9 protein-coding genes and 1 pseudogene are annotated in these 19,126 nt (G+C 43.6%); 8 read left to right on the top strand and 2 right to left on the bottom strand.

From position 1 onward, the window contains the following. The first annotated feature begins 152 nt into the window (after positions 1-152). The 8 genes and pseudogenes from R7P74_RS07465 to R7P74_RS07425 all read left to right on the top strand — a co-directional run bounded on the left by R7P74_RS07465 (position 153) and on the right by R7P74_RS07425 (position 14,547). The gene (locus tag R7P74_RS07465; protein ID WP_017635775.1) at positions 153-1,397 is read left to right on the top strand and encodes a tetratricopeptide repeat protein; all 1,245 of its coding nucleotides are present in this window, start codon (positions 153-155) and stop codon (positions 1,395-1,397) included. Beyond that, a complete protein-coding gene (locus R7P74_RS07460) occupies positions 1,397-2,821 on the top strand; it encodes a toxin-antitoxin system YwqK family antitoxin (RefSeq protein ID WP_053304432.1) in 1,425 nt (474 codons plus the stop codon). The genes R7P74_RS07465 and R7P74_RS07460 overlap by 1 nt, the downstream gene beginning before the upstream one ends. A gap of 56 nt (positions 2,822-2,877) precedes the next feature. Then, positions 2,878-3,855: a toxin-antitoxin system YwqK family antitoxin gene (locus R7P74_RS07455; RefSeq protein ID WP_225472974.1), complete on the top strand. Its 978-nt coding sequence runs from the start codon at positions 2,878-2,880 to the stop codon at positions 3,853-3,855. 443 nt (positions 3,856-4,298) lie between these two features. Beyond that, a pseudogene (locus R7P74_RS07445) lies at positions 4,299-4,964 on the top strand (hypothetical protein); the annotation flags it as partial. A 3-nt stretch (positions 4,965-4,967) separates the two neighbouring features. Next, a complete protein-coding gene (locus tag R7P74_RS07440) occupies positions 4,968-6,404 on the top strand; it encodes a hypothetical protein (RefSeq protein ID WP_258508978.1) in 1,437 nt (478 codons plus the stop codon). Between the two features lie 397 nt (positions 6,405-6,801). Then, positions 6,802-8,469 carry a hypothetical protein gene (locus R7P74_RS07435; RefSeq protein WP_225472976.1) on the top strand — a complete coding sequence of 556 codons (1,668 nt, stop codon included), beginning with the start codon at positions 6,802-6,804 and terminating at the stop codon, positions 8,467-8,469. Positions 8,470-8,472: 3 nt separating this feature from the next. Further along, positions 8,473-9,909 carry a hypothetical protein gene (locus tag R7P74_RS07430; RefSeq protein ID WP_225472977.1) on the top strand — a complete coding sequence of 479 codons (1,437 nt, stop codon included), beginning with the start codon at positions 8,473-8,475 and terminating at the stop codon, positions 9,907-9,909. Positions 9,910-9,921: 12 nt separating this feature from the next. Beyond that, entirely contained in the window at positions 9,922-14,547 is a 4,626-nt protein-coding gene (locus R7P74_RS07425; RefSeq protein ID WP_318122780.1) for an OmpA family protein, read from the top strand. A gap of 72 nt (positions 14,548-14,619) precedes the next feature. Here the strand turns inward: R7P74_RS07425 and R7P74_RS07420 are convergent, their stop codons facing one another. Both R7P74_RS07420 and tssH read right to left on the bottom strand, forming a co-directional pair. Further along, positions 14,620-16,251, bottom strand: coding sequence for a sigma-54-dependent Fis family transcriptional regulator (locus R7P74_RS07420; RefSeq protein WP_054576094.1), 1,632 nt, complete (start codon positions 16,249-16,251; stop codon positions 14,620-14,622). Then, entirely contained in the window at positions 16,238-18,916 is a 2,679-nt protein-coding gene (gene tssH, locus R7P74_RS07415) for a type VI secretion system ATPase TssH (protein ID WP_054576207.1), read from the bottom strand. Before tssH ends, R7P74_RS07420 begins: the two co-directional genes overlap by 14 nt. Between the last annotated feature and the right edge of the window lie 210 nt (positions 18,917-19,126).

Here is a 19,126-nt window from a genome sequence, read left to right as displayed (position 1 = left end):
TCCGCTGTCGGCTACACCGCAACAAAATCCAACTTTGATGGAGCAATTTGTCGGACTAACTGGAGAAGCAATAATAGCTAGTTGTAACAAACGAATCGATAGCATTCCTTAAAAGTTACTTCCAGTAAATAAGATTTTAAAACAGAGTTCAAATGAATAATACATCAATCAAGCTTGCATGCCTTGCTTTTGCAGCAAGTTCATATGTCTATGCTCAAAATGAGCCGTTTGTTTATACCGATATTAAAGAGAAACGTGTATCCAGTGACACTGAAGGCATTGTCACCCATGGTTATACACCTGATGCGAGCATTTATTACGCATCTACGGTTGAAGAAGATGATAATGGTAACGTGCAAGTTCAAGGCGCGAGCTATATCGGAGACCCGGAATTCGACTGGGAAGTTGCAGACGGTTTCTATGCTTTTTGTGATGGCCATAAAGTGCAATTTGGTATCAACAAGTCATACATGGATTTCTACCTTAAAAATAGTGATTATTTGTTCACCTTTGGAGATGGAACTCGTCATTACTACCGTGTTGAGCATGGCGAAAATGCAGACCAGTACGCACCAACTATTGCTGCTAACAGACAATTTTTTCAACCTAAAGCGGCGTTCATTGATGCACTCAAAAGCAACAGTGCTGTGCATGTTGAGATCAATACTAAAGGTCAACTCAGCCAGATGACTAACGACTTTGACGATGATTTCCCTGTTAGTGGTCTCGCTGAAATGCTAACCCGCGTAATGAATCATTGCTCTGAAACTGCGCCTGAACTAGATATCACTTCATTGAGTAAGTCAAAGCAGTTGGTTGCCAAAGCTAAAGCGTTGACCAACACACGCTATTACGATGAGGCGAAAGCGTTACTAATTAAGGCATCTGAGATGGGGGACGGTGAAGCAAGTGCACTATTAGGCGATCACTATCAACTTTATGAAGAGGGCGATGCGCGCTGGAAATTGGCGCGTGAAGCAAGACGGTTGGGCGCAAAACAAGGTGACCCAGGCGCAATGTGCGCAGCGGGCGTTGACTATGTTCGCCTTGAACACAAGGACAGTGCCAATGGTGAGAAAGGCTTAGCTTTGTTACGACAAGCCGAGGCTAAGGGGGAAAGCTGTGCGTATTACAACTTAGGTTACATGTATTTAGAAGGCATGGTAGTTGAGAAAGATCGGGAGCGAGGGATTGAGTATCTTAAACTTGTTGCGAAAGAATCCGCATCAGCGCTGAACATGTTAGTTCAAGTGTACCAATACATGCCAAAAGAGCGTGATGCGGAAGTGTATCCTTGGGTCAAACTCATGATCGAAAAATATGATTTTGATATGAATATGAAGCCCATCATCTGTAACCGTAGCCCTGAAGTTTGTAACGAAGAGGATAAACGATAATGCTGTTATTAGGCTCGCCTTATAAAAAAGCCTTGTCATTAAGCATGACAATAGCACTAATGAGTCAGTGCTTACTGTTTTCATTGTCGGTATCGGCGACTCCATTCAATGACCTTGAGTTTGAACGTAATATACGTAATCGAAACGATGTGACGGCGCTACTAAAGGTAGATAAGAGCCCTTATACCGGGGTTGCAGAGTCTTTTTATGATAATGGGACTAAGCGTGCTGAGGCTTATTACTTAAATGGAAAGCAGCATGGACCAAGCTTTAGTTGGTTTGAAGATGGTCGCTTAGAATCAAAAAGCCATTGGCTTAATGGTAAGAAACACGGTACTGAACAAGAGTGGAAAATAGATCGTTCTGTTAAGAATGACCAAGGCCAGCCAAGCTATTACCTCGAAGAGCTCAATACCTATCAGTATGGTATTTATAACGGCAAACAGAAGTTTTGGCGTGAAGGTCGTCTTTATCGCGAGGTGCAGTATGTAAATAACAAATACCAAGGTGATAAAAAGCAATGGGATATTGATAAACAAGGCAATCGATATCTTTCTAGCGACGAACAATACGTTGACGGTACCAGAGCGGGGTTAAGTCGCAGCTACTTTGCTGATCATCGCCTCAAAGGAGAAGAGTATTTCAATCGCGGAAGGGAAGACGGCATGGTGCTCGATTATGATATCGACATGATTGATGGTGTTGCGCGATACAATGAGAGGTCTTTTTATTTTAGAGAAGACGGCAAATACGAAGGGATTAAGTGGGAACATTACAAAGGTAAGATTCGTTCGATATACAGTACCCGTGATGGGCAGAACTATGGTTTTATCCAAAGTTATAATCCTCAGGGTATATTACTGAGTATGAGACCGACGCTGACTGGCAAGTGGCTTCGATATCATCGAAACACGAACTTACTTTCTAGTGAGAAGTATACCTTTGGTGGTCACTTTGATGATTTGCAATATACCTGGTATGACTCAGGCAGTATTGAAACGATAGACCGCCTTGATATAAATAAAAAGGGACCTTATAAATCAGCTTATATTGGTATGGCTGAATGGTATAAAAATGGTAATCAAAAACATGAGATAAAAGCGACTAAGAATCCGGAGAGGTATTCAAAAACATCTTGGTACGGTAACGGGCAGATTAAAACACAAGGTATTATCGTTCGTGATGGCGAAATTGGTACACATAAGGCGTGGTACAAGGATGGCCAACTAAAGAGTGAACTAAGTTACGTTATTGAAAAGAATAGGTGGGGTAATCGGAGTGTATTGAATGGTGAAGCAAAGCAATGGTACAGCAATGGTCAACTGAAAGAGCAAGCTCACTATGTTAAAGGTCAGCTCGTTGGCAAGCAGACAAAATGGTTGGATGACGGAACGTTGCATTCAGAAAAATCATGGAGTCTGTAATCATAATGGATCTAATACAGAGTATTAAAAGCGTTTATATGTTGGAAGAGACAAGTATGTACGATGAAGCACGCCATTTTATTAAACATGGATTGCTGGCCTTGTGTTTAATTCCGCTGGTTGCTAATGCAGCTATTCTTGAATTTAAAGGTGAAAAAGAAATGCTTGCTTATGAGCGAGGTCATACAACACCTTTCACGGGCACTGACTTACAGTACTTTATGGATAAAGATGAGCCTGAGCAATCTTTGAATAAGCTTAGTGAAATCACCTATGTTGACGGTAAAAAGCACGGTGAAGAGAAGTTTTGGACTTATTCTGGTCGCCCTAAAATGTTGAATACTTATGAGCATGGTGTGTTGAATGGGCGCGCTGCTATCTGGTACACACACCTGATTAATCAGATGGCATGGGAAGGTCAGTATCTCAATGGTAAAAAACACGGATTAACCAAATACTGGGACACATATGGCCGTAAGCAATGGTTCATCAATATGAATCAAGGTGAGCGTCATGGGTTAACACAGGGTTGGGACGGTAATGGTACGCTGATATTCAGCGGTGAGTTCGTAAATAACCGACAGCAAGGTACGCAAACTTGGTATTACAGCAATGGCAAGCTGAAACAGCGAACTACGTTTACTGTCGGTGAATATAACGGTAAACATGAACACTGGTTTGAAAATGGCAACATTGCTGTCCAAGCCAAATATGTTAGTGGGAAGCTTGAAGGTCGGGAACGTTATTGGTATCCGAATGGTCAACTGAAAAGTGACGTGACATACAAAGACGGTCTTAAGCAGGGCAAAGAGTCAATTTGGTATAAAAATGGGCAATTAATGCGCACTGCTGAGTATCAAGCTGGTTTGAAACAAGGCAAGCAACAAACTTGGTACAAGAATGGTAAACCGCAGTCAACCAGCCACTTTACCCAAGGTGAGCTTAATGGTGAAGAACTACTTTGGACTGAAAACGGTGTAAAAACTCAGTTCATCTACAAAGATGGAGAAGTCACTGAGTTTACAATGCTATAAACGATTTGAGTTTGTAAGTTTGAATGGGAAGGCTCCTCAGTTTTTACGCTTTTTAGTAGTAGGGACGGGTAAATAAACATCCTGTTTTTACTTCGATTGGATGTGTGATTTATAAACACCCTTTCAACTATACTGGTTGCTTATTGGAGTTTTGTTGCTTAAATCGATGGAATTAAATCAATAAGCTGCGATCTGAACGAATTCCAAGGGTCGTCGTAGATTAATGCTTAAACCTCGAAACAAAACAGTTATATGGGACCAGTGTAATACAGCCCTAATCAACCTTTGCTCTCTGATCTTTTGGATTGATGAGAGCCATAGTCGAATGGAAGAAAAACAAAGAAGGAAAGTACTCTAGGCCCAATTGATTCAATGATTTAGCTATTGTTACGGTATTAATGTTCAATTACATCAAAAACTCAATTTACGACTAGCCTGAGCCGATCAAGGTCATCCTCTCACCAAAGCAAAAGCGCTTTGCTCAAATTGAAGCATTAGAATCGGATGCTGCTTTGCTAGATAAATCCAGCACGCCATTAGATGAATTAAGCAGTTACAGTGACGCACAGTCATTCAGTGCAAAAGAATATACTTCCGATATAGACAGCGCAACCATCCACAAAGTTACCGAAGACGACATGCCATGGCTGAGTGACCAACAAGCCATAGTACGCAGTTACGACCAGAGTAATACGGTCATTGCTTATGTGGATGGAAAAAACAGTGGTTTTCAATTGTCAGTTGAAACTGGGCTGATCGATTTTAATACCCCTGTCGTTCATTATGCGGTGATATCTGGTAGTGAAAGTGATTGGGTACTGAGTGAATCGCTTCAATATGACCAAGAAAACCCACATTTTGCGTCGGCGCAGCTCGGTGGTTTTCCCCAAAAAGGAAAATTCACTTTACAGATAACCTCTCCAGGTTATACCCATCACTCGGAACTGGTTTTTCAAGACTTAACTCTTGAGCAAATACAGAATTGGTCGACTCCGACTCAAATGGCGGAAAGGGTAGAGCCCGAGCCAGAACGTAGCGAACAAGAGCTGAATGCAGAAGAGAATCTCAGCCAATATATGTCGCTGTGGAAACAAGAATTAGGAATGTAAGTGATGAATAAAAAAGTCATATTTGGCTTGACCGCATTAGCCATAGCTGGCGTTGGGATAGGCAGTGCTTATAGCCCACAAGTTAGGCAATGGTTAGATGAAAGAGCGATTGCACAAGCGGAGCAAGAAAAATATAACAAAGCGCTAAATACAGTAGTTTCTTATATGGGGCTCTTCGATGGTTGGACATCAGAGAAAACAGATTGGATATTGGAAGTTGCAGATCCACGCACCGCGCCGTTGGCTCAGTGGGACAACCCCGGAGAAAAGCCGCAAATCATTACTCAGATTTATCGTGCAGAAAACCGCAAACAAGCTGGTTTATACACCATGAATTTAGACGGCAGCAACCTGCAAACCTTGTTGACCCCAGAAGAAGTTGGCAGCCTAGCTGGGTTTACCAAAAACTTGCGCCCGCAGCGCTCACCAAATGGCCGCTTCTTGTTTTTTAACATGGGGTTATTCGCATCGTTAAAAGGTTGTGCCGTTGCAGACCTTAAAACCCGCCAAATCGAACGCTTTGGCGGCGGTTGTAACTTTGGTGGCTGGCTGCCTGACAGCAGTAAAGCCTACATGTCGAAACTTGGCAAAGCGTATGAATTTGATACCAACAGCATGGTTATGAGTGAGCTGCCGTTGGCTTTACCCAACCCGGATTCTCCTGAACTGAGAAAGAAATGGCTGGATGGTAATGAGCATGCTTATGATGAGCCTATAAGAGTACAACTTCTGAATCAAGGAAAACAGCTACTAGTAACAGCAAGAACTTCTCATAACAAAATTGTATTAGGTCGGGTCGATGAGGAAACCAATCTCATCTATCAAGTTGGCGATTGGCAACATTACAAGGAGGAGCGTTATTACCCTAAGGAATGTTATCTAGCCGAAGAGCGGAGAAAGTACAATGCCTTTGCTGAGTATATCTACTGGCGGGAAGATGGCGGTGCGTTTACTTGCAACACCAAGGATGGCTATCGTTCATTTAATACTCGAGCAACCGACAAAGCTTTACCTTTGGCTAGTAAAGACAGCCGCTACACGTTGCAACTCGGCGTATTAAGTGGCAAGGATGCGCCTACCCCGAGACTGTATAGAGCGCGTCAGGCAGATGAGAGCTCGCCGATTGATGTACTCGCTTACCAGTATAAACCGCCTGTGGAAGGCGATAGTGTTAATGGCTTTTCCCTTTTTGTTCCAGCGAGTTTGCAGCCTGACTTTTCTGATTATGATTTACGTCAGGAATTCCCAGCCTTACCAGACCACGCTCAATACAAACAAGCTTTCGCCCGTTATCAGGAAGCACAGCAAGAAAAATGTAAAGAAATAGATTATGGAAAATGGACATCACTTGAAATCCGACGTTGTAAGCGCACATGCCAAATTGAAAAACAAGGCGATCATTTTGTGACGGCACACTGTCACTCAAATAAAGCTAAATAAGGAGGAAACTTCATGGCGAAATCAAACCTTAAAGTCAGTGGTGTTTACCTCCTGGGTCAACTTTTTGATGCCAAGGGACCAGTACCCAATAGTCGATATTTCTCCTGCGTAATAATGAAACTGTTAACTTCTGCCCAAAAATAAAAAAATTCCTTTTATTTTAATCCTTCTTTTTGATTTCAATGTCTAGTTGTTTTGTCTTTATCTGTAGTTAAAGTGACTTACTTGCTAGCCAATGTGTCTTTTGGTTGGCTTTCAGCTTATTTGTCGATTTTTCTATGTGATTGAATGTTATAAATTAAATTAGTAGCATTAGCGCACCAAATCGTACTTGTAAGCCTTATCAGCTTAATTGTCACCGCAGCCATATTTACGATGTTGGTTGTGGAGAATTCAAATGCATTTAGTTTGCAAATTTATACCTAGCTCGAAGCTATCCTCCAACGAGCTATCTTATGTTCTTACACCGGACGAGTGTATAGGGCAGCTTTCGCGTTTGCGAAATTCAGATGACATCCTTAGAAACCTCCCTAAAGAATTGGCGCAAAAGATTTCCATCTCTGCCAAAAAAACGACCAGCGCATTACTAGCTGCTATAAGAATCGAATTGGGAAAAGGCAATTGGGTGTCATTATCTACCGTTGCACGTCGGTCGCCATTGACGGACTCTCAGCTGCAAAGCTTCCCTAGACTTAAATCACTCGTTGACTCTGTACCTGCTTCGAATGAAAGCAAAGTTTTTAAAGCGGGTTACAAGCAGGTTACTGACGATGTTGCTCTAGTTCGCAGTTACACGCATGTCCCCTCTGAGCCAAGCCCAGATCAAAAAATCGTTGTCGAGTTTGCAGGGCAGTGGTCTAGCAACGCGGCATGTTTGATGTTGGGAAAAACGGACGCTCAAAAAGAAAAAGTTACTGTAGGCAAGGCTGATACCGAAAACAAACACCGCAGCCTCGCGACATTTAAAGATCTCGAAGCTGAGGGAAAAACGCTCTATATCAAAATCCCTTGCACTGACCAGCCTCAGCCAATTTTGCTTAAACTCGCCGAAGACCTGCAACCCGTTGATAAAGAAACTCAGATGGATGAGTGGGATAACGTGTTAGTGCCTGTGAGACCATTGGCTTACTTAGATGGTAGCAACGACAAAGCAAAAGCTTCTGATCTGCGTGGTGGTTTTCTTTATGTCTTTTGGAAAGGAAAGCTTTGGCGCGAGATGGCCATAAACGAGAAAGGTTACTACCAAGATGTTGACGTCGAGTATTACCGTACCCTAGATCAAGAAGAAAAGAAAAAAGACACACCACAGGTAATACAAAGAAGCGCAAGCGGTTTTGCTATGGCGCACTTCTGGGCACCTTACAAAATATCGGGTGAGATCCAACAGGGGGAAAATGGACTCAAGATCATTTTCTCACCAAAGCAAAAGCGCTTTGCTCAAATTGAAGCATTAGAATCGGATGCTGCTTTGCTAGAGAAATCCAGCACACCATTAGATGAATTAAGCAGTTACAGTGACGAGCAGTCATTCAGTGCACAAGAATTCACCTCCGATGTAGATAGCGCCGCCATCCACAAAGTTACCGAAGACGACATGCCATGGCTGAGCGACCAACAAGCCATAGTTCGCAGCTATGATCAGAGCAACACCGTGATTGCTTATGTAGATGGAAAAAACAGTGGTTTTCAATTGTCAGTTGAAACCGGGCTAATCGATTTTAATACCCCAGTTATTCATTATGCGGTGATATCTGATAGTGAAAGTGATTGGGTACTGAGTGAAGCGCTTCAATATGACCAAGAAAACCCACATTTTGCGACGGCGCAGCTAGGTGGTTTTCCCCCAAAAGGAAAATTCACTTTACAGATCACCTCTCCAGGTTATACCCATCACTCGGAACTGGTTTTTCAAGACTTAACTCTTGAGCAAATACAGAATTGGTCGACTCCGACTCAAATGGCGGAAAGGGTAGAGCCCGAGCCAGAACGCAGCGAACAAGAGCTGAATGCAGAAGATAATCTCAGCCAATATATGTCGCTGTGGAAACAAGAATTAGGAATGTAAGTGATGAATAAAAAAGTCTTATTTGGCTTGTCCGCATTTGCTATTGCGGGCGTCGGGGTAGGCAGCGCCTTTAGCCCACAAGTTCAGCAATGGTTAGATGAAAGAGCTGCTGCACAAGCGGAGCAAGAAAAATATAACAAGGCGTTAAACACGGTTGTTTCCTCGATGGGGCTCTTTGTTGATAGGACGTCAGAGCGAGCTGATTGGATATTGGAAGTCGCAGACCCACGCACCGCGCCGTTGGCTCAGTGGGACAATCCCGGAGACACGCCGCAAATCATCACGCAGATTTATCGTGCTGAAAACCGCAAACAAGCTGGTTTATACACCATGAATTTAGACGGCAGCAACCTGCAAACCTTGTTGACTCCAGAAGAAGTTGGCAGCCTAGTTGGGTTTACCAAAAACTTGCGCCCGCAGCGCTCACCAAATGGTCGCTTCTTATTTTTTAACATGGGGTTATTCGCATCGTTAAAAGGTTGTGCCGTTGCAGACCTTAAAACCCGCCAAATCGAACGCTTCGGGGGTGATTGTAACTTTGGTGGCTGGTTGCCTGACAGCAGTAAAGCTTACATGTCGAAACTCGGTAAGGCGTATGAATTTGATACCAACAGCATGGTTATGAGTGATCTGCCGTTGGCTTTACCTAATCCAGATTCTCCTGAACTGAGAAAGAAATGGCTGGATGGTAACGAGCATGCTTATGATGAACCTATAAGAGTGCAACTTTTGAATCAAGGAACACAGCTACTAGTAACAGCAAGAACTTCCCATAACAAAATTGTATTAGGTAGGGCCGATGAGGAAACCAATCTTGCCTATCAAGTTGGCGACTGGCAACATTACAAGGAGGAGCGTTATTACCCTAAGGAATGTTATTTAGCCGAAGAGCGGAGAAAGTACAATGCCGTTGCAGATTATATCTACTGGCGGGAGGATGGTGGTGCGTTTACTTGCAACACCAAGGATGGTTATCGTTCATTTAATACTCGAGCAACCGACAAAGCCATACCTTTAGCTAACAAAGACAGTCGCTACACGTTGCAACTCGGCGTATTAAGTGGCGATGATGCGCCTACCCCGAGATTGTATAGAGCGCGTCAGGCAGATGAGAGCTCACCGATTGATGAACTCGCTTACCAGTATAAACTGCCTGAAGACGGCGATAGTGTTAATGGCTTCTCCCTTTATGTTCCAGCGAGTTTGCAGCCTGACTTTTCTGATTATGATTTACGTCAGGAATTCCCTGCCTTACCAGACCACGCTCAATACAAACAAGCTTTCGCCCGTTATCAGGAAGCACAGCAAGAAAAATGTAAAGAAATAGATTATGGAAAATGGACATCACTTGAAATCCGACGTTGTGAGCGCACATGCCAAATTGAAAGACAAGGCGATCATTTTGTGACGGCACACTGTCACTCAAATAAAGCTAAATAAGGAGTAAACTTCATGGCGAAATTAAACCTTAAAGTCAGTGGTGTTTACCTCCTGGGTCAACTTTTTGATGACAAGGGACCAGTACCAAATAGTCGATATTTTCCATTACGTAATGTGTGTTTCGCGCATAAAGACGACCGTGAAACTAGGGCTGTCAGCTATGATGGTGAAGGGCACCAAACTCAAACACCACCGAAAGCGGCGTTACTGTACAGTGATGCACTCGGGAAAATTACCTATTTTAACGCACCTGGACCATTAGATTTGGGGCAAGATTTGCCACTGCAAGGCAATCCTGCATCCGCAACAACGTTTGCCTCTGGTCACTCTCGCTTACTATTTTTTCCGCCTTATTTAGCGCCAATTCATCTTATGAGTGAAGAGGGGAAAGACGGTAAATGGCTGGCGAATTTGTATAATTCACTTATCTCAGGAGCAGAAACTGAGCCTGACGAAAACTATTTCACAAAGGCTAATCAAAGAGATTTTCCCATTACAGCTCTATTACCAAGTAAGGAAGTCAGTGATAAACACTATGCTGCTGCTATCGGTAAGCTTGAGGATTCGATCGAGACAGAGCAACTGAATACGCTAAATGCCATTGTTTTACCGCAGACATTTACGATTGTGGTGCATTTTTCTGATGCCAACTTTGTTGGCGCGACGGTTACGCTGTCGAATTTTCCTTCACAGTTGCGAATTAAAGGGGATGCAGAAGGCAGTAATTTAACTGCGGTGAGCACTGTTAAAGAAGTGAAATTCAAAGATATTGACGGTCAAGAAAAGAACATTTATAGCGCTACGTTTTGGGTAATTTCCGATTCGGTGTTTAAGCTCGAGGAGGCGAACCAGCATTGCCGTTTTGATATTGATCTCTCCACCGTTAGAGAGAGTAGTGCGCGAGACTTTTGGCAAGATACTAAAATCCAGCAATACAGTTTTTGCGAACGGGTATTGCACTTACCGATCTCAACCCCGCTTGGGCGCAGTGTTTTGGTGAACGGTGATCCCATCTCGGTAGAGGAAGCACTGTTCAATCAAGCCCCTCACCTTTATCCCAATTTACTGGAAAAACTGAAACAAAGCCCAACTGATTTGCCTGAAAAACTCGCCAGTGAGTCAAAAAACGCAATTGCTCCCCAGATATGGCACAGTGTACAAAGCAATAAAGCGTACATTGAAAGTGCAGCCCAAACGATGCAACACAAGTTAAGTTGGCAAACCGTAGCCAAGGTTGCTGCGGCTTCTGTTGGTGGCAGTGCTGATAGCGAAATGAGAAATATTGCGGGTGCGACAGAGGCTTGTTTGTCCGTTATAAGTAAAGCTAATGACCTTTCAGCGAACACGGCCGCATTTGGCCAGAGTCAAATCGATATGATTAAGTTGTTCGGTGACAAAGGCAATATCTTATTTGATAAGTTGAAAGATAAGATCAATTTGATTGAAGTGCCTTCGCAGTGGCGTCAGTTATTACAAAATACTCAAATAGCGGAAAAGATCGGTAAAGGTTACACTTTGGCTGATGTCATCATTAAAGGTGGGAACTTAGTAGAGGCTTACAACAAAGACGATAAGGCAAGCAAAAGGCTTGATTCTGTTGTGCTTGAGTACCTTGCGACTGTACAGCAGCCTGGAATGAAATCTTTGGCCAGTATTGGTGATAAGGCACTTTTGGACGCAGAGACTAAGGCACTTGAACAACTCAAAAATCTACTGCCCAAGCTTGGAGACAACGATGAGCTTTCATTAAATACCGAGGTTAAAAAAGGGCGACACATATTCGAATTAAGAAGCACAACGTTTGCTTTTGACCGTAGCGACTCGAATAACCCTAAAGCTAGAGCCAACTTAATTGAATTGGGGGGGATACTATCGCAAATACACCGCCCGATTCCAATTACGATAAAAGGTCACACTTGTTCACGTGGGTCGATCGAATACAACCAGACTTTGTCAGAAAAGCGAGCGAGTTACATACGAGAATGTATATTAGAAGGGATCACGTCTAACCAGGCCGTTTGGAAAACGTGCATACGTGCCATTGGTCTAGGTGAGCGAGATCCGCTTGTCCCCAATGATTCTGAAGATCAACGCCGGCGCAATCGTCGCGTCGACTTACTGCTTCATTTTGAAGCAATCTTAGATTACCCAGTTTCTCGCGGTGGACTAACCGTGGTCGAAAAGTCCCGTCAAATGATGATTGCTAATGAGATGCAGCTTGACGCGGCCACTTTAGATGCAATAGAACTTGCCCTTGATACTGCCCTTGATGTGGCTTCAGTAACGCCTTTGGGAGCTACTGCTAACTTTATTTATACGGTAGGCAAGGCAGGTTCTTCGCTGTTCTCAAATCTTTATGATTTGATTACTGAAGAAGCAGATACTTTAAAGTTACGAAATAATCTTGAAAAAATACAATACCAAAATATTGTCTCTCAAGAACAAATACTGTCATTTGGTTCAGAAAGTCTCTCTGACGAGATGAAGTCAAGTTATTACAAACGTGCGCATGCATTGAATGGCTTGAGTCGATTATTGCTTGAACGAAACTATCAAGAGATGTCAGGCGAGTATGTCAACGTCTCGGATGAACATATTGCTGGCTACATTGAACAGTTTTTGCTCAACGATCAGTGGCAACTAAATGAGAATGGGTTTGGTATGGTTCACTTAGACGAGTTCTATATGGATTCGGACTATGCACAAGCTGAGTTATCACTCCTAAAAGCCAGCACTTATTCTGCTTACGCACAACTAGGGGCAAGTATTGCGGGCAGACAGTTGAGCGATTGGTACTCTGACGCTGAGGATAGTGAAAGCCCAAGACCATTTATGGAATACAGCCCAATTCACTACATGGCATCCGCTAATACTCAAGCGCTTGTCAAAATGTTTGAAGTTCCGTTTGAAACTGACGATCTGGAAGCGCTGTACAAAGGAGCTAAACAGTCAATATCCGTTAAAACGGCTCGTGACGGAGCACCAAAAGAATGGGTAGCAATGGATGAGTTCCTAGAAGAACATGGATCTTTGTCACCATTTGATGAGGTTAGGATTATCGTTGTCTTAGCTAAAGAAGCGGTCGAGTCATTAAAGCCAGAAAAGCGCCGCTTTTTACATCGAGTGGGAATTGAGGTTCAAGCTCGCTGGAATTGGTCGAATTACTCAACTATGACAGATGCGGTGAAGAAAGGGGCCAAAATTGTCAATAAAAGCTCAGAGTACCTGCGAGATATTAAGCCGATAGTCGATAATTTAAATTTGACTTCTAAAGAACAAGCGCTGTTTAACCAGCAATCTGATGATGAAACTTGGGGCGTGATTATCGAACCGTCTTTTGTTTTTGGAGTCAACAAAATTAAAGGAACAAGGCCGTGGATTCCGTCCGATTCGCTGAAAAACATATATTTGAAAAGCTTGTTTGAAGAGGAAAATAGAGAATTACGCACCGGTGAGTTACCTCTAGAGTATGAGTACCTGGCGGGCATCAAAGGGGTTAATGATTCATTTGAACCTATTAATTATGACTTTTGGGGGACATGGGGGATTTCTACATTCGATCTTTCATTAAGCCCCTCTCGGCTTTATCAATTTGGTAAAAATAAAGACATTAAACATGCTGATCATTTGTTAGTTTCAGGAAGTTTCCTGTCAGCGCCTAAACCAGATGCAGATCAAGGTAGTTTCCCGAAAGTGTTTGATGATCCGACCGTTGAACTCCATATAATGCAGCAAGGTCTTGAAGGTAAATACTCTGATTTCGCGCGGTACTACAAGGAGGAGGTTGAGGATTTTGATTGGAGTAAGTGGGTCAATTGCCTAGCGGTTGTTAAGACTAAACACTGTCCTGATACACATTTCAGTAACCTAGGATTCGCGCCTGGTAAAGTGATAGGTGTTGAGGCCAAATTGCGAGCGGTTGAGCTTACAAACAATATTGATTTTCTACCTGGTGTGTCAGGTGGAACTCACTTCACTTTGGGTAAAGAGGAGTTATATCGAATAGGCACCATTGTTGAAAAAGATAATGAATGGCAGTTTGACGTAATGACCTCACAAAAGCATGGAGCACCATTAAAAACTGAGCTCTCCACTCAGCTAGAGAGCTTACGTCAATCTTATTCAAGAATGAGTTCGAATGAACTTAAAAGTCACGCTATCACCAACTTAGTTGGATTGCACCAGAAGACGGATATCTATGCACAGATTTTCAAGCCCGAATATGTCAATGTATTAGGTTCAAAAGTAGCTGGGCTTAAACCATTTAAGAGAGTTGAGAAGCTAGTTGATAATTTTCACGAATATATTGACCTTCAACTTGAACTTATTGGGCCTATTGGATCAGGTTTACATGCGCAATCAGAAAAATTAAAGCTTAATATACATGCCGTTGACCGTGAGGACATTCCAGTAACTTGGTATAAATGTAAGGATGAGCTAATCAAAGGGGCCGAAGAAATTCTGAAAATAGAGGATAAAACAGACTTATTTTCGAGACAAGAAATAGTAAGCCGTCTAGGAAAAACGCACAATGAGTTTCGACCTATTTTAGAATGGCTGGACAAGGGTGAAGCTAGGCCGAATAGGTTAAGTGATGACCAAATTGAATTGATAAATGATTGGATTTTAAATAAATAAAAAACCGCCTTCGGGCGGTTTTTCTTTTCTTATGACTTCATACTGAATTTAGAATTTTCTTTTTAAGCCCCATCAACCCGCTGCAGAAATGTCGTATTTCTTCATCTTGTGGTTGAGTGTGCTCATTGGCAGCGCCAATTGCTCAGCGGCCTTCTTGGTGTGCCAATTGCAGGCATTTAAGCAATCGATGATTACTGTACGCTCGTATTGGCTGACAACGTCCTTAAGGCTCTTTGAAACGTCTTCTAAATCCACTTGTGCTTGCTGCTCGTAAGCAGGTTGCTCTGGGGTAGGTGAAGCTGCTTTCATGTCGATGCTTGGTACATCTTCTGGGATTTGTTCGCCAAACTCAATGTGAGTAATGGTTTCAAAATCGGACAGTAGCACCGAGCGCTCAATGATGTTCTTAAGCTCACGCACGTTCCCTGGGTATTGGTAGGCAAGGAGCTGTTTACGTACGTTGGCACTTAACCCTGGCGCTTGCGGCAAACCTAGCGTGTTGGTTGTGTGTTGCACGAAATGTTCAGCAAGGGGAATAATGTCCGACTTACGGGCTCTCAGGGGCGGCAATGTAATAGGGAAGACATTTAAGCGATAGAACAAGTCGGCACGGAATCCGCCATCTTTGATTTGCTGCATAAGATTACAGTGGGTTGCGGCGATAACGCGAACGTCCACTTCAATCTCTTTGCTAGTGCCGATTGGGCGAACTTTACGTTCCTGTAGCACACGCAGCAATTTTGCTTGCAGTAGCATTGGCATATCGCCAATCTCATCCAGGAATAGCGTGCCGCCGTTGGCTGCTTCAAACAAACCGACTTTGTCTTTGTCCGCGCCAGTGAATGAGCCTTTCTTATGGCCAAAGAGTTCTGACTCTAATAACTGCTCTGGGATTGCGGCACAGTTCTGTACGATCAAAGGTTGTTCTGAACGATTAGAGTTTTCGTGAATGTATTTCGCGATCACTTCTTTACCAGCGCCCGTTTCACCACGCAACAGAACGTCGACAGGAAGAGATAGCACCTTATCAAGACGATTCAAGACATTGAGCATTTCTTCGCTCTCTGCAATAGGACCTTGATAGGCTTTCTGGGTACGTTTTTTGAGCTGAGTGTTCTCGCGCACTAGGGCTTGATTGTCGGCATTGAGATTTTTTATTACTTGCCCGTATTGCTCTAACCAAACGGCTTGGCGAATATTACTCGCGGCCATACGACAAAACTCAGTCAATGCAGCTTCATTGTCGATAACACTTAAATCGAGCAAGACCAAGAGTCCAATGGTCTTACTTTCGCTATCAATCAAAGGCCAAGCCAGTAAGTTCTCGCTTTTTAGCCCTAGCGTCTGTTCTGTTTGATAGATGCTTTCGCAGTCATAGCCGTTGTACTTATACAACTCGTTAATCAACACCACTTCACCATTACGAATGGCAAAGTTAAATGGATCGTTCTCACTAGCGGAATCAATCTGCAATGCCTCCCAAGGGTGGGAAACAATCGTTTTATCGTTATGGTGAGCGGTACTTGGAATCAACGCCTGGCCAGTCTGGTCCAAAACATAAATGATGCCGTGCTTTGCGAGGGTCATTTGTCTCGCAGCGGTCAACACAGCATCCAAGGTTTGGGTAAGCTGGCTGCGATCAGCCAAAGACTGACTGATCGCAAGTAGGGCGTTACTAAGTTCGCTATGGTTAGCTGAACGCATAGGTTAGTGTTCCTTGCTCATCGACAGACACTTCGATTTGCGTATGTGAATCATCCTTGTCATGCACTAATAGCTGAGTCGATAGTTGCGGCAGCAACTGACGGTTGATGACCGCGTCGATGTTACGCGCGCCCGTTTCAGCAAGGCGACAGTTACCTAGTACGAACTCAACCAAGCTGTCTTCGTAGCTTAGCGACAACTTGTGATGGCTCTGTAGACGCTGAGAAACTTTGTTCAGCTTGTGGTGAATAATTTCTGTCATTGCTTCATCAGACAGCGGAACAAATGGTAGTACTGACATACGTGCCAACAGCGCTGGTTTGAAATGTTGGTTCAATGTAGGGCGAATAGCTTCTGCGATGATGTTTGCATCGATGTCTTTTGATTGATGAACCAAAGATTCAATCTCGTGTGTTGCAAGGTTACTGGTCATGATGATCAGCGTGTTCTTGAAGTCGATGGTTCGGCCTTCGCCGTCGTTCAGCGTGCCTTTGTCGAACACTTGGTAGAACAGGTTCAACACTTCAGGGTCGGCTTTTTCCACTTCATCAAGAAGAACAACAGAATATGGACGTTGACGAACCGCTTCTGTCAGCATGCCGCCTTCGCCGTAACCTACGTAACCCGGAGGTGAACCAATTAGGCGAGATACCGTGTGCTTCTCTTGGAACTCAGACATGTTAATGGTCGTCATAAAGCGCTCACCACCAAACATTTGATCAGCAATTGCACGAGCAGTTTCGGTTTTACCCACGCCACTTGGGCCAACCAGCAGGAATACGCCTGTTGGTGCGTCTGGGTTGCCTAAGCCTGCTTTTGCGGTTTGAATGCCTTCAGACAGTGCATCGATAGCGTATTCTTGGCCTTTGATGCTTTGTGTTAGGCTTTCTTTCAGTTTTAGCGTGGTTTCTGCTTCGTCTTGAAGCATCTTACCCATTGGAATACCAGTCCAGTCTGAGATCACATGGCTGACTTCATCTGGGCCCACTTCAAAGTGAACCAGTGGGTTGCCATTGCGGATTACATCTAGCTGTTCTTGGCAGCCCGAAATTGCAATGCGAACGGCTTCTTCGTCCATTTCTGCATATGGAGAAACGTCTTGCTCTTGTTCTGAATCTTCGTCTGCAACAAGCTCTTCTTCGTTTGTTTCGCCAAAGACCAGTTCATGTAAGCGAGAGCGTAGAGCAATCATCTCTTGGATCTGCTCTTTTTCTTTGTGCCATTGCGCTTCTTGTTCTGCTAGCTCTTCTTTCGTTGTTTCCATTGCCAGTTTTAGGTCTGGAATGTTAGCAAGGCTGTGCTTGTCGCCAGTTTGCTGCAGAGCATCACGCTCAAGTGCTTCAAGCTCGCGCTGTTGAGCTGCAAGTTCTTGCTGCAGAGTCTCAACAGAAGCAGGAATGGCATTAAGGCTGATGTTCACTCGTGCACACGCCGTATCTAGTACATCGATCGCTTTGTCTGGCAGTTGACGGCCAGAGATGTAACGAGCAGAAAGTGCTGCCGCAGCAGTGATAGCATCGTCACGCACGTAAACGTTATGTGACTTCTCGTATGCTGGGCGCAGACCACGAATGATCAATGCTGCTTGCTCAGGAGACGGTTCGTCGAGTTTCACCAATTGGAAACGACGCGCAAGAGCAGGATCTTTCTCGAAGTACTTCTTGTATTCCGACCATGTTGTCGCAGCGATGGTTTTCACTTCACCACGCGCTAGGGCTGGTTTTAGCAAGTTTGCCGCGTCGCTGCCGCCCGCTTGGTTACCACCGCCAACAAGGGTGTGTGCTTCATCGATGAAAAGAATGATAGGGGTTGGCGAGTTTTTCACTTCATCCAATACTGCGTTTAGGCGTTTTTCGAATTCGCCTTTTACGCTTGCACCAGCTTGCAGAAGACCCATGTCCAGGCCGTAAAGCTCAACACCTTTGAGGTTGTCTGGTACGTCACCTTGTACAATCTTAAGTGCCAAGCCTTCTACTACTGCGGTTTTACCAACGCCCGGTTCACCAACAGCAATAGGGTTGTTTTTACGGCGACGAGCAAGGATGTCCACGATTTGGCGGATTTCTTGGTCGCGGCAGAAAACAGGGTCGATTTCGCCTTTGCGTGCTTTACCAGTGAAGTCGGTTGTGAACTTGCTCAGTGCTGAACCATCTTCACGAGCTTGTGTTTTTTCTGAAGTAGCAACTTGCGCCTCAATAGAGTGGCTTGTTAGCTCTGCAAAGTTACGCTTAAGGCTGTCAGGGTTTACCGCTTCAAGGATAGAGGCGTAACCATGTTGGCCGTAACGGAGAGGGTTGCTAACAAGAGTAAGGAGCAGGGCACCAGAGCGGATTTGTGTTTCGGATAGATCTAAAGAAGAAACCAGCCAACTTTCTTGCAACCATTCGATTAATAAAGCAGAAAAAACAGGTTTGCTGCCATTTCCTTTGGCGTTGGTGTCGAGTGTGGATCGAACCGATTGTCTTAATAAGTTCTCAGAACAATCAAAATGACTTAATAAGACGTCAAAATCACTATTTGGCCTTTCTAATAGACTCAGTAAATAATGCTCAATTTGAACTTCGTTTGCTTTTTCAGAGACTGCAAGTGCAGCGGCGTCTTCTAATGCTACTTTTGCAATCGGGTGTAGACGCTGAATTAATGAAGAAAGGTTTATATTTATCATAGCCATTTTATTCTTTAGAGGAAAAGAGGTAGCGGCTATTATACTAAAAGTGATTGCGTTCTTTTTTTATCAAGATATTTTGACTATCGTTTGTTGGTTATTTTTAATGATTATTGTGACATTAATGTTTGTGGTTATTTTAATGGCGTTGTTATTCTAAATTAATTGATAGTAAAAGTGTCGGATTTGTTAGTTTTAATGACTTTATTT

Source organism: Vibrio sp. 2033, from assembly GCF_033339735.1.
This window is presented reverse-complemented; position numbering and strand designations above follow the sequence as displayed.

Excerpts from the sequence above, each read along its gene's own strand:
- R7P74_RS07465 (WP_017635775.1), top strand. The coding sequence starts at position 153 with ATGAATAATACATCAATCAAGCTTGCATGCCTTGCTTTTGCAGCAAGT.
- R7P74_RS07460 (WP_053304432.1), top strand. The coding sequence starts at position 1,397 with ATGCTGTTATTAGGCTCGCCTTATAAAAAAGCCTTGTCATTAAGCATG.
- R7P74_RS07455 (WP_225472974.1), top strand. The coding sequence starts at position 2,878 with ATGTACGATGAAGCACGCCATTTTATTAAACATGGATTGCTGGCCTTG.
- R7P74_RS07440 (WP_258508978.1), top strand. The coding sequence starts at position 4,968 with ATGAATAAAAAAGTCATATTTGGCTTGACCGCATTAGCCATAGCTGGC.
- R7P74_RS07435 (WP_225472976.1), top strand. The coding sequence starts at position 6,802 with ATGCATTTAGTTTGCAAATTTATACCTAGCTCGAAGCTATCCTCCAAC.
- R7P74_RS07430 (WP_225472977.1), top strand. The coding sequence starts at position 8,473 with ATGAATAAAAAAGTCTTATTTGGCTTGTCCGCATTTGCTATTGCGGGC.
- R7P74_RS07425 (WP_318122780.1), top strand. The coding sequence starts at position 9,922 with ATGGCGAAATTAAACCTTAAAGTCAGTGGTGTTTACCTCCTGGGTCAA.
- R7P74_RS07420 (WP_054576094.1), bottom strand. The coding sequence starts at position 16,251 with ATGCGTTCAGCTAACCATAGCGAACTTAGTAACGCCCTACTTGCGATC.
- tssH (WP_054576207.1), bottom strand. The coding sequence starts at position 18,916 with ATGATAAATATAAACCTTTCTTCATTAATTCAGCGTCTACACCCGATT.